Here is an 11,967-nt window from a genome sequence, read left to right as displayed (position 1 = left end):
GCACCCACCACCGCACCCACCACCGCACCCACCACCGCACCCACCACCGCACCCACCACCGCACCCACCACCGCACCCACCACCGCACCCACCACCGCACCCACCACCGCACCCACCACCGCACCCAGCGAGGTGGTTCCCGTGGCGGTCTCGTCGACGGCGTTCCGGACGGTGCGCAACGGCTGGGGCCCGGTGGAGCGCAACCGCAGCAACGGCGAGCTCAAGGCCGGCGACGGCCGCACCTTGAAGATCGCCGGCCGCAGCTACAGCACCGGTCTCGGTGTGCACGCCGCCTCCGAGGTCGTCGTGCCGGTGACGGGCTTCAGCACCTTCACCGCCGAGGTCGGGGTGGACTCCGAGGTGGGCGCCAGCGGCTCGGTCGTCTTCCAGGTCTGGAACGGCAGCACCAAGCTCGCCGACAGCGGCGTCCTGCGCGGGGGCCAGTCGGCCGCGGCCATGAGCGTCGACATCAGCGGGGCCACGGAGATCCGCCTGGTCGTGACGAACGCCGGGGACGGCGGCACAGGCGACCACGCGGACTGGGCGGACGCCTTCCTGTCCTGACCAGGCGAGTCCGATGCGGCGGTACCGGTGTCCACCGGTACCGCCGCGTTCTCACTCTCGGTCGCTGTTGATCTCCCCGGACCATGACTTCGTCACTCAACGTCACCTGGCGGTGAGAATTTCATGACGAACAAAGGTCCTTCGGCGCGTTGTGGGTACTCTCTGCCTCGGTCCGACTACCCGAAGCGAGCCCGCCGATCAGATGGAGCAGCATCCGTGGCCCAGGTGACCGACACCCCCGTGAGCCCGCTCACCGCCCTCGCCAGGCGCTGGAAACTGGCCGCACTGCTGGTCGTGGTGGGCGCCGGTGCCGGCGCGGGAACGGCGTACCTGACCCCGACGACGTACACGGGTGAAGCCCGCGTCGCCGTCGGCAGCCAGAGCCTGGACGCACGCATCGTCGCCGGGTACACCAACGCCTCACAACAGCTCGCCTCGGACGTCTCCCGCTACGTCAACGACCGGCAGGCGCAGAACGACTTGGCTCCCGTCCTCGGGGAGGAGGTCGACTCCGTCCAGCGCATCTCGGCCTCCCCCATCGCCGGCTCCAGCGTGATCATGGTCGAAGTCGACGCGATGGACCGGGCCGCCGCCACGCAGGGCGCGCAGACGGTCGCCCAGCAGCTCGTCGACCAGGTGAACGCCACCTACACCAACCCCGATGACCTGCTCCAGCGCTACACCGAGCTGAGCAGCCAGGTGCAGGTGGCCCAGCAGGCCGTCCTCGCCGCGAACTCCGCCCTGGCCGCGCTGCAGGCCGGGCGAAACCCGAACCCCGCGGACGTGGCGGCCGCACAGGCCGCCGTGGCGCAGCAGGCCACCCAGCTGGACGTCCTGGAAGTGCGGCAGGAGGCCCTGTCGGCTCAGTACCGCAACGCCACCAGCAGCACCTCGGCCGTGGGGGGGCTGAGCATCGTGCGCGCCGCCCAGATCTCGCGGACCGACTTCTCCAGCACCGTGCAGCGCAACGGTCTCGCCGGGGCGGGCCTCGGCGGCCTCCTCGCGCTGCTCCTGGCGACCGCCATGGAACGGCGTCGCCGTTCTCGCGGTGGGACCGCGGGAACGGTGTCGGAGACCACGGGCCCGGTCGACCGGGAGACCGACCCGGACGTCCCGGCGTCGCTCCGGTCGTCCCCGGTCAGCTCCTCGCACCGGGTGTGAGGCGGCCGCACGTGAGCGCCCCGCCGGTGCCGGTCGACGGCACCACGACCGCATCGGACGCCGGCCCGTCGACCTTGACCTCGACCCCCGCGTACGTCTGGTGCTTCCTGGCGACGATCGTGTTCAACATCTTCTCCAGCCACTGGGACCGGCTCGGCGTGCCGCTGGGCCTGGACCGCGTGTCCTTCGCCGGCGGGGTCGTCCTGCTCGCCCTGGACCCCTGGGCCTGGAAGCAGCGCCGCCTGCTGCTGCGCCCCGTCCACGTGGCGATGGTGGGGTTGCTGGCGCTGGCGACGATCTCCGCCGCCGGGCACGGGACCCTGCTGAACAGCTACGGCCTCTTCGCCCTGCTGGACCGCCTGCTCGTCCCGTTCGTGATGTTCTGCCTCGCACCGGTCATCTTCGCCCGGGCCGCCCACCGCACCCTGCTGCTGAAGACCCTGGTGCTGCTGGGCCTCTACCTGGGCGTCACGGCCGTGCTGGAGACGCTGAAGCTGTGGTCCCTGGTGTTCCCCAGCTACATCGGGGATCCCGGCGTCGGCATCCAGTTCGGCCGCGCTCGCGGCCCCTTCGCCGCTTCCGAGGCGATGGGCATGGCCTGCGCGGCGTGCTTCTTCGCCGCCGCGCTGGCGGTCTCACGCTTCCGCGGTGCCTGGCGCGCACTGAGCGTCGCGGTCGTCGTCCTCAGCGCCGGCGGGGTCCTCATGTCCCTGACCCGCTCGGTGTGGGTCGGCCTGCTCCTGGGCTCGATCGTCGCGATGGCCCTCACCCCCGCCCTGCGCCGCTACATCCCCGTGGCCCTGGCCGGCGGGGCCGTGGTCGTCGTCGCGGCGCTGGCCGTCGTACCCGGGTTGCAGGAGAGTGTCACGGAACGGGCCGGTACGTCCCGCTCGCTCTACGACCGCTACAACACCAATGAGGCGGCACTGCGGATCGTCGAGCAGGAACCCCTCACCGGCGTCGGCTGGGTGAAGTTCCTCGATGTGTCCAGCGACTGGGTCCGACAGGCGGACACCTACGGGATCACGAACGTCGAGATCGAGGTGCACAACGTCGTGCTGGGGCGGGCCGCGGAACTCGGGATCCCGGGGGCGGCCCTGTTCGTGGGCTGTGTCCTGCTGGGCCCCTTCCGGGCCGTCCTGCAACGGCGCTACGCCGACCCCGAGCTCGTCGGGTGGCGTGCGGTCTCCACGGGGATGACCGCCGTGTGGGCGGTGACGCTCATGTTGAGCCCTGTCTCCTACCCGCTGCCGAACACGTTGACCTGGTTGCTGGCCGGAATAGCTCTGATCCCGTACGTTTCATCATCCAGAGTATCCGAGCAGTAACAGCGCACAGTCGCGCAGTAGCCGTCGACGAGGATGGGAGCCGGTGTGGACCGCGGCGCAGCACCATCGGAACGAGCACACCGCGCGACGGGGAGCACTGTCCTCCGTCGCGCGCAGCGCCTCACGGCCGCCGCCGCCTACCTCGGGGTCAGCCGGCACTTGCCCTGGTCACCGCGCCCCGGCGGCACCCTGGCCCGGCAGGCGCGGGCACTGAGCGCCCGTTGGATGCTGGAAGCGTGCGGCGAGGACGTCAACATCGAGCACGGCGCCTGGTTCGGCTCCGGCAAGGGCGTCCGCGTCGGGCACCGCTCCGACATCGGCATGGACGCGCTCGTCATCGGCCCCGTGCACATCGGGGCCGACGTCATGATGGGACCCCGGTGCGTCCTGCTGGCCTCCGCCCACGACACGCGCCGCGTCGACGTCCCCATGAACCAGCAGGGGTTCCGCGAGGACCGCCCCATCGTCATCGAGGACGACGTGTGGATCGGCGCCGGGTGCATCATCCTGCCGGGACGCCGGATCGGCACCGGCAGCATCGTCGGCGCCGGGTCGGTCGTCGTCTCCGACGTCCCGCCGTGGACCGTGGTCGCCGGGAACCCGGCTCGCATCGTGAAGGAACGGCGGATCGGGGACCAGCTGCCGGAGGCGGTCCAGGCGTCCGTGCCGCCCCCCGTGCTGGACGCGACCGAGGTCCACACCGACACCCTGCGAGCTCGCGCCGACGTTGCGGAGCGAGGACGCGGATGACGCGTCAGCGGGCGCTCAGCGATCCGCCCCGGCTGCGGCGGTGCGCGTTCCAGTAGCCCCAGTCGAAGCAGGCCCCGGCCAGCGCAACGAATCGCTCAGCCTGCGCGCCGCGCCCGCGGGGCAGCGCCACGCCGAAGCGCAGCAGCGCTTTGCCGGTGCGCGCCGCCAGCCGCCACGCCGGCAACGGCGGCACGACGTCGAGACCCCGCCTCGACCAGTCGCACCGCAGGGCGTGGTGGCTCTTGCCGTAGCGGTAATTCTGCTCCAGCAACTGACGCGCCTCGTCACGCGGGACCCACTCCATGAGCACGTCGGGCACCACGTCCAGGCGGTGGCCGGTCGCCACCTGCAGGCGCCAGCACAGGTCGGCGTCACCACCGCTGCGAACGGTGGAGAACCCCTCCACCGCGTCGAAGTCGGTACGGCGGACGGCGAGGTTGCAGGTCGGCAGGTACGGGAGGAAGAAGGGCTTCGCCACGTACTTGTCGAGGCGGCTGAACTGCTGCACCTCGCTGGCGCGCTCGGCCAGGGAGGTGCCCCCGAGGACGACGGTGTCCGACCCGACGATGCCCACCTGCTCGTCGTCGAACCGTTCCAGCGTGCGCCGCACCCAGTCCGGGCGCGGGCGGCTGCGGGCGTCGAGGAACAGCACGACGTCGGCCCCGGTCGCCGCCACCCCCAGGTTGCGCGCGGCGTAAGGACCCGCGCCCCCGCTGTGGACGACGCGCACGGCCCCGTCGAGCCGCAGGACCGGGGTGGGCGAGTCGTCGACGACGACGACCTCGTCGACGGGAGTCGTCTGCGCGGCCAGCGCCGCCAGGGCCCCGTCGAGCAGCGCAGCGTGCCCGCGCACCGGCAGCACCGCCGCAGTCCGCAGCCGGGGCGTCCCGTCCTCACGCGTCGGCACGGACGTCCCCCTCCTGCTCACGGCTGGAGATGGCGCGCGGGACCAGGCGCGGCTGCGGGACCCGGCCGCGGCGCTGCTGACGGCCCGCCTCCCAGCGGGCGACGATGTCGAGCAGACGCGTGCGCCCGAAGCGGCGCGTCGGCGAGACGAAGGGGTCCGCCGGAACCGGGCGCACCCAGTCCGCGACCGCGCGCGGGAGCGGGTAGGGAGCCAGCGGCCGCACGTGCTCCAGGGCACGGATCTCACGGACCATCCGGTGGTGGTAGGCCCGGGCCCCGGCACGACGGCGGTGGCTTCCGCTGACCGTCAGGCGCGGGTCCACGACGAGGTACCCACCCTCGGCGACCGCCCGCCACGACCACTCCTGGTCCTCCGAGGCCACCAGCGACTCGTCGAACGGGTGGGCGGCGCGGACCTCGGCGCGCCACATGCTCGCGGTGTTCGTGAACCCCCAGTAGCGGTGGCGGGCCAGGTACCCGGCGTCGACCCGCAGGGGACCGGCCAGGGGGACGTTGTCCCCGTCGGACGCCCCGCCGCACGCAGCGACGGCGCCCCCCTCGAGGTGGCCGCAGGCGATCTCGACCCAGTCCGGGCGGGGCAGGACCGTGTGGCTGGACAACGCCCCGTGGAAAGGGGCGGTGGCCACCCGGGCGCCCGTGTTGAGCGCACCGCCGTAGGAGAAGTCCTCGGGGCTGATCCGCACCACCCGGTCGGCGCGCGCGGTCGCGATGCGCAGGGTGTCGTCCGTGGAACCGGAGTCGACGACCACGACCTCCACGGGACGGGTCTGGGAGCGCAGGGAATCCAGCGTCGCCGGGAGCGTCGCAGCGGAGTTGCGGGTGCGGACGATGACGCTGACGAGCGGGGACTCCACGTCTGGCTGCTCCTCTTGAGGTCTGGGCAGTCGGGTCACGAGCACGAGTCGCCGCATGGTAGCGCGACCCGCCGTGACGGAAGAGGCGCGCTCGGTCGCGGCAGTCGCCCATTAGGGTGCGCCCATGGCCTCGCCCGTGGGACCGACGCCCCATCCCGACGATCTCCCCGACGACGCTCCTGCCGTCGCCTACCTCGTCAGCGAGTACCCCACGCTGTCGCACGCGTTCATCGAGAACGAAGTGGAGGCGCTGCGCGCACGGGGGGTCCGGGTACACACGTTCTCGGTGCGCCCGACCAGCGAGGCGCAGCACCGCTCCGCGCGCAGCCGCCGTGAGGCGGGGACCACGAGCGTCCTGCTCGACCGTGCTCACGCCCTGGAACTGCTGGGGACGGGGGCTGCATCGCTGCGGCACCCGCGGGCAGTGGCCGCCGGGGCCCGGCTGGCCGCCCGCTCCGGCCCCGGGAACGTGCGCGGGCGGGTGTGGCAGGGGTTCTACCTCGCCGAGGCCGCCGTGCTGCTGGAGCGGATGCGCCGCCTCGGCCTGCGCCACCTGCACGTGCACTTCGCCAACAACGGCGCCGACGTGGCCCGTCTCGTGGTCGCCATGGGCCGCGCGCAGGACGGCCCGGACAGCGGCTGGCGCTGGACGATGTCGATGCACGGGCCCACCGAGTTCGAGGCGGTCGACGCCTTCGACCTACCCGCGAAGGTCCGTTCAGCGGACGCCGTCGCGTGCATCAGCGACTTCTGCCGTGGGCAGCTGATGCGTCACACCGCGCCTGAGCACTGGCCCAAGCTGGGTCTGGTGCGGATGGCGGTGGACGCGGACCGCTTCGCCGACCGATCGCCCGAGCGGGCCGCACGTCCCGCCGGCCCACTGCGGGTGCTGTTCGTCGGCCGCCTCGTGCCCGAGAAGGGGCCTTCGGTACTGCTGGACGCCGTGGCGGCGCTGCGCACGGGACCGGACCCCCTCGACGTGCGGGTGCGGGTGGTGGGCGCCGGCCCCCTCGCGGACGACCTGGCGACCCGGACCGGGCAACAGGGCACCGCGGACGTCGTGGAACTCGTCGGGCCCGTGGGCAACGAGGACCTGCCCGAGCTGTACGCGTGGGCCGACGTGTTCTGCCTGCCCAGCTTCGCCGAAGGGGTTCCCGTCGTCCTCATGGAGGCGATGGCCACCGGCCTGCCGGTGGTGACCAGTCCCATCGCCGGGATCCCCGAACTCGTCGAGGACGGCGTCTCGGGCCGGCTGGTGCCGCCGGGACGGGCGGACCGCCTGGCCGAGGCCCTGCGAGCGGTCGCGGCCGCACCCGCCGGGGAACGGGCGCGGTGGGGACGCGCCGGGCGCGAGCGCGTCCGGGCCGAGTTCGGGGCCGAGCTGAACGTCCAGCGGTTGCGTGAGGTCGTGCGAATCTGAGGCGGGTCCCGGGAGGGCCCGGGGACTGGTCCGGGCGTCAGGCCCGTGCCGCCCTTGCCCGGTCGTAGACCGCCTCGATGCGTGCGGTCGTGACCCGGATGTCGAAGGAGCGCACGGCGAGCTCACGGGCAGCGAGTCCGAACCCCGCCCGCAGGTCGGCGTCCGCGGTCAGCTTCTCGAGGGCACCGGCGAGCCCGGCGACGTCCCCCTCCTGCGCCAGCAATCCGGTGGAACCGTCCAGGACGGACTCGACCAGCCCGGAGTGCGCGTAGGCGACCACCGGGCGCCCCGAGGCCGCGGCCTCCAGGCTCACGACCGGCAGGCCCTCGCAGTCACCGTTGGCAGCCCGGCGGGAGGGGATGACCACGGCCTGAGCCTCGCGCATGGCCATCCGCACCTCCTCGCTGGTGCGCACCCCGAGGAACCGCACGTCAGCCCCGGACCGCCGGGCCCGTTCCTCCAGCGGGCCCCGCAGCGGGCCGTCGCCGATGACGGTGAGCGGTGGCGGGGCGGCCAGGCCAGCCAAGGCCCCGAGGAGGTCTCCGAGACCCTTCTTCTCCACCAGCCGCCCCACGAACAGCAGTCCGCCGTCGGCCGGCGGCGGCGTCCAGACGACGCGCTCAGTGTCCACGCCGCAGGGGATGACGGTGGTCGACGCCGCATCGGCTCCCCTGCGCGCGAGCTCGGCGGCGATGAACCCGCTCACCGCGATGGTGGCCGAGCCGGCCAGCAGCTCGGAGCGGCGGGCCAGCAGCAGACGGCCGGCGGGGGACTTCTCGAGGGCCTCGTCGTAGAGGGTCGCGTCGTAGCCGTGCCAGGTGACGACCAGCGGGATGCCCAGGTCACGCGCAGCCCGGGCGACCACCGCCGCGTCGGTGCCGAAGTGGGCGTGCAGGACGTCGGGTCGCAGCCGGCGCAGGGCGGAACGCAGCTGGTTCTCCTGGCGTTCCAGGGGTTCGGGGACGAGCCGCCCGGGTAGTCGGTCCCGCACGCGGGCGACCAGCGGGTGCTCACGCGCCTCGACCACGGGCACACCGGGGACCTCCAGCGGGTCCTCCTGCCGCCAGGAGGTCAGCGCAGTGGGACGCCACCGCTGCAGCGACAACAGGTGGTCGCGCACGAACGTCTCGGACCGGTTGAGGAACTGGCGCCGGTAGACGGCGACGTCGCCGACCGTCCGGTCCGCCCCTGCGCTCAGAGGTACACCACCCGGAAGGTGACGCTGCCGACCACGCGCCCGGCGCGGTAGGCCGCCTCCCGCGCCAGCTGGTAGCGGATCTCCTTGCTGCGGTACGCGGTCGGGGCGGTGGTGACGAGCCAGCGCAGGCGGCGCAGCGACTCCCGCGCGTCCCACTCCATGCCGTCGGCGCGGAAGTCGCGGTACAGCATCGGGGCCTGGCGTCCCCAGATGTACATCTGCCGCACACCCGCCTTGAAGCTGGAACGCATGCGGTAGTGGACGAGGGAGTCCTCGGCCTCGACGAGGGAGAAACCGCGCAGCTGCAGACGCCAGAAGAACTCCGTCTCGGTACCGCCCCGGACGTAGCTCTCGTCGAAACCGCCCAGTTGCTCCCACACCGACTTGCGCAGACCGGCGTTCGCCCCGATGGGGCGAGGCAGGAAACCCAGCTGGGTGGCGACCCCGTTGTGCCCGTGCGGAGTTCCCCACGCCTGGATGTAGGCGCCGTTGAGCTTGACCCGGTCCAGGCGGCCCCCGACGCCGTCGGCACCCTCCAGCGCCGAGGCCATCGACTCCACCCACTGCGAGTCGACCTCGTCGTCGGCGTCGCACAGCAGCACGAGTTCGGAGCGGGCGGCGGCGACGCCGGTGTTGCGCGCGACGTTGGAACCGGTGCGGGCGCTGGCGTCGATCCACCGCACCCCCGGCAGCCGGTCGCGGTAGCCCTCGACGAGCTCACGCGTGCCGTCGGTGGAACCGTTGTCGGCGACCAAGACCTCGAAGGTCCGGGACGTGCGCTGGGCCGCGAGCGCGTCCAGCTGCACGCCGAGGGTGCGTGCCGCGTTGAGGGCGGGGATGACGACCGAGACGTCCGGTGGGGCTGGTGCCTCCGAAACCGGTTGCGGGACGGTGTCCAGGGTCGTGCTCACTGCAGTCTCCTCCGTCCTCACGGCTGCCGGCTCGTCCCGCGGGTGCGCACGACGTACGCGAGCTTCGAGCCGAACGTGTAGTAGCGCATCCACAGGGCGACCGCGACGTAGCGCGCGCGGTTGCCCGGGCTGGGGTGGGACAGGTCCGCCGAGCGGCGGACCGTGGAACGGGGGCTGGGGTTCAGGCTGGCCCGCACCACGCCGGGGTCGAACATGGGCATCCCCTGACGGCGGCGGGTCTCCACGTCGCCGCGGGACACGCGTCGCGCCTTGGTGTGCAGTTCGGCCATACGCGCCCGGGCGGGGTGGCGCACGACCGCCGCGGGGCAGTACACGGCGCGCACACCCTGCCGGGATGCGCGCTCACCCCACTCCCGGTCCCCGCCGCTGCGGAGCCGGTCCTCGAACGGGCCCACCCGGTCGAAGGTCGAGCGGAGCGTCATCATGTTGGCGGTGGCGGCCCAGCCCTGTTCCCGGACGTACGCTTCCTGGCGCAGGAAGTTGAGGCTGTCCCACATCTCGGCCAGCGACGGGCGCTCGGGGTCCTGCGCGAACAGGTGCACCGCACCCCCGACGAAGCAGGGTTCCGGGGTGCTGAGCAGGGCCCCGACCCCGGCCCGCAACCAGCCCGGGTCAGGAAGGCAGTCGCCGTCGGTGAAGGCCAGCACCTCGCCGCCGGCCGCGGCGAGCGCGGCGTTGCGGGCCGCGTAGGACCCGGGACGGGCTTCGGAGAGGAGCTGCACCGAAGGCAGCACGGCGGCGCTGCCCTCCAGGTCCGTGTTGTCGCCGTTGTCCACGACGACGACGTCCAGAACGCCAGGGTAGTCCTGACCCGCCAGGGCCAGGGTCGTCCTCCGCAGCTCACCGCGGTCGCCGTGGACGGGGACGATCACCGTGACGTGCGGCCACACCTCATTGGAACCGGTCCGGTCCGCCTCTTCGCGGTGCTCGATCTGCGGGCCGGCGCTCACGCCGCTCGCCTGGTCGCGGAACGCCGCGCGGCGGCCCGCGCGAACAACCCCGCCGCGTACGGCAGGTCGTGCACGAGGTACCGCTTGGCCATCCGGCGCGGTTCCATGGCCAGCCGGTGCACCCACTCCAGGCCGCTGCGCTGGATCCACAGCGGGGCCCGGGAGATCTCCCCCGCCACCATGGTCAGGGTGCCCCCGCACCCGACGAACCAGGTGTTCGGCAGGTGCTCGCGCAGGAGCTGCATGAGGCGTTCCTGCTTGGGGAACCCCAGCGCCACGAACACGATGTCGGGTTTCGCCTCGACGACCGCGCTGACGGTCTCCTCGAGGGTCTCGGGGCGCTTCTCGAAGCCGAAGGGCGGGCAGTGCCAGCCCGCGACCTCCAGACCGTCGTACTCCTCGGTCAACCGGTCCGCTGCACGCTCGGCGATCCCCTCCGCGCCACCGAGCAGGTACAGCGACCGGTCGGACCGGGCGGCCGCCTCGGACAGCGACCAGATCAGCGAGGAGCCGGTGACCCGCTCGGGCAGTTCCTCGCCCTGGAGCCGGCTGGCCCACACGATGGGCATGCCGTCGGGGACGACGAGCTCGGCCTGCTCGGCCAGTTCGCGCAGCTGGGGCCGGCGCAGCTGGCGCAGGATGTCCACGTTGGGGGTGATGAGGTTCCCCCCGCGGCCCTCCTCCAGGGCGACCATGACGTGCTCGACGACCTCGGTCTCGCGCAGCGCGTCGAAGGTGACGTCGTCGACGGTCACCTGCTGGTGCTGGTCGGGCCGGCTGAGCCCGACCTCGTCGACCACGGTCAGGTCGAGGGCGGTGACGGAGCGCAGCGACGCCAGGGTTCGCGAAGGACTGGAGAAGAGAACCATGTGTGATCTCCCAGGGAACCGGTCAGCGGGTGGAGGTGTCCCGCTGCCAGGCGGTGTTCTGCCTGCGACGAGCGGAGACCCGGGACGCGATGGTGACGGCGGCGTAGACGGCGGCGGACGGGAGCAGTCGCGGGCGGGTGACTGCGAGCTTCGCGAGGGCGCTCGTCGTCCCCGACGTCGACCTCTCGAAGGACGTCCCCCCGGTGGCGTTCTCGCCGGCCCCCTCCTCGGAGGTGGCCGGGCGCCCCCCGGCGCCGTGGTCGGTCCTGCTGAGTTCCGCGTTGCCCGAGGCGGTCCTCGTGCGCACCTTCAGCAGGTTGCGCAGGTCCCTGGGCGCGGCCACGACGAACTCGCCGTCGCTGGTGCCGCGCTCGTGCCCGGCGAACAGCCGCTGCACGAAGAGGTCGTCGCTGGTGAGGTCGGGGAACCGCTCGAACCGGGAGCGCCCGGCGGCGGAGAGCCCGTAGACGCCGAGCCCGACCAGTCCGGAGCGGACGTAGGGCAGTTCGGCGTAGGCCCGGTAGAAGGAGCGCACGGGCCACGTGGAGCCGCGCAGGTCGAAGCGGATCCGCGGGGAGGCGGCGTGCACGTCGCCCCGGCGCAGCCGTTCGGCCAGGTGCCCGAGGGTGCCGGGCGTGAGCACGATGTCGGCGTCGAGGTAGACGCGGGGGAAGACCGTCGCGGCCTCGTCCCCGGCGCGCAGGGCGGCGGCCTTGGAGGCCTGGCCGAGCTCGACGACGCGGGCCCCGGCGGCGCGGGCCACGTCGGCGGTGTCGTCGGTGCACCCGTTGGCCACGACGACGACCTCGAGGGTCTCGGGGCCGGCCGCGGCGGCCAGGGCGCCCAGGGTGCGGCGCAGGACGCCGGCCTCGTCGTGGGCGGGGACCACCACCGAGAGCGTGGGGGTGCCGGCGGCCGGCGCGGGACCGTTCCCGACGGGGTGGGCCGTCGGCTCGGTGCTGGTGCTCACGCGCCCTCCTCTCGGTCGACTGCTGCCATCGATTGCTCGGATCT

At 73.1% G+C, this 11,967-nt stretch carries 12 protein-coding genes; 5 read left to right on the top strand and 7 right to left on the bottom strand.

Going from position 1 to position 11,967, the window contains the following annotated elements; all coding sequences use genetic code 11:
- The 4 genes from ACRYM6_RS21275 to ACRYM6_RS21260 form a co-directional block, all read left to right on the top strand.
- Positions 1 to 564 (top strand): NPCBM/NEW2 domain-containing protein (locus ACRYM6_RS21275; RefSeq protein WP_432544887.1); only part of this gene is annotated, 564 nt, incomplete at its 5' end.
- A gap of 216 nt (positions 565 to 780) precedes the next feature.
- Positions 781 to 1,725, top strand: a complete 945-nt coding sequence (locus ACRYM6_RS21270) for a YveK family protein (protein WP_432544886.1) — start codon at positions 781 to 783, stop codon at positions 1,723 to 1,725.
- A gap of 11 nt (positions 1,726 to 1,736) precedes the next feature.
- Entirely contained in the window at positions 1,737 to 3,053 is a 1,317-nt protein-coding gene (locus ACRYM6_RS21265; protein WP_432544885.1) for an O-antigen ligase family protein, read from the top strand.
- A 225-nt stretch (positions 3,054 to 3,278) separates the two neighbouring features.
- Positions 3,279 to 3,803, top strand: coding sequence for an acyltransferase (locus ACRYM6_RS21260; protein WP_432544884.1), 525 nt, complete (start codon positions 3,279 to 3,281; stop codon positions 3,801 to 3,803).
- 4 nt (positions 3,804 to 3,807) lie between these two features.
- On the opposite strand, the gene ACRYM6_RS21255 is transcribed toward ACRYM6_RS21260, so the two are convergent.
- Entirely contained in the window at positions 3,808 to 4,710 is a 903-nt protein-coding gene (locus ACRYM6_RS21255; protein WP_432544883.1) for a glycosyltransferase, read from the bottom strand.
- A complete protein-coding gene (locus ACRYM6_RS21250) occupies positions 4,697 to 5,584 on the bottom strand; it encodes a glycosyltransferase family 2 protein (protein WP_432544882.1) in 888 nt (295 codons plus the stop codon). Before ACRYM6_RS21250 ends, ACRYM6_RS21255 begins: the two co-directional genes overlap by 14 nt.
- Before the next feature lie 124 nt (positions 5,585 to 5,708).
- Between ACRYM6_RS21250 and ACRYM6_RS21245 the strand changes: the two genes are divergently transcribed.
- Positions 5,709 to 7,004 carry a glycosyltransferase family 4 protein gene (locus ACRYM6_RS21245; RefSeq protein ID WP_432544881.1) on the top strand — a complete coding sequence of 432 codons (1,296 nt, stop codon included), beginning with the start codon at positions 5,709 to 5,711 and terminating at the stop codon, positions 7,002 to 7,004.
- Between the two features lie 37 nt (positions 7,005 to 7,041).
- Here ACRYM6_RS21245 and ACRYM6_RS21240 read toward each other — a convergent pair whose 3' ends face one another.
- The 5 genes from ACRYM6_RS21240 to ACRYM6_RS21220 all read right to left on the bottom strand — a co-directional run bounded on the left by ACRYM6_RS21240 (position 7,042) and on the right by ACRYM6_RS21220 (position 11,923).
- Entirely contained in the window at positions 7,042 to 8,124 is a 1,083-nt protein-coding gene (locus ACRYM6_RS21240) for a glycosyltransferase (RefSeq protein ID WP_432544880.1), read from the bottom strand.
- 74 nt (positions 8,125 to 8,198) lie between these two features.
- Entirely contained in the window at positions 8,199 to 9,113 is a 915-nt protein-coding gene (locus tag ACRYM6_RS21235) for a glycosyltransferase (RefSeq protein ID WP_432544879.1), read from the bottom strand.
- 17 nt (positions 9,114 to 9,130) lie between these two features.
- Positions 9,131 to 10,084, bottom strand: coding sequence for a glycosyltransferase family 2 protein (locus ACRYM6_RS21230; RefSeq protein WP_432544878.1), 954 nt, complete (start codon positions 10,082 to 10,084; stop codon positions 9,131 to 9,133).
- The gene (locus tag ACRYM6_RS21225) at positions 10,081 to 10,953 is read right to left on the bottom strand and encodes a WecB/TagA/CpsF family glycosyltransferase (protein ID WP_432544877.1); all 873 of its coding nucleotides are present in this window, start codon (positions 10,951 to 10,953) and stop codon (positions 10,081 to 10,083) included. The genes ACRYM6_RS21230 and ACRYM6_RS21225 overlap by 4 nt, the downstream gene beginning before the upstream one ends.
- Before the next feature lie 22 nt (positions 10,954 to 10,975).
- The gene (locus ACRYM6_RS21220) at positions 10,976 to 11,923 is read right to left on the bottom strand and encodes a glycosyltransferase family 2 protein (RefSeq protein ID WP_432544876.1); all 948 of its coding nucleotides are present in this window, start codon (positions 11,921 to 11,923) and stop codon (positions 10,976 to 10,978) included.
- Between the last annotated feature and the right edge of the window lie 44 nt (positions 11,924 to 11,967).

Source organism: Kineococcus rugosus (genome assembly GCF_050871975.1).
Lineage (GTDB): Bacteria > Actinomycetota > Actinomycetes > Actinomycetales > Kineococcaceae > Kineococcus.
The sequence above is the reverse complement of the archived record's forward strand: the minus strand, read 5'-3'. Positions and strand labels throughout refer to the sequence as shown.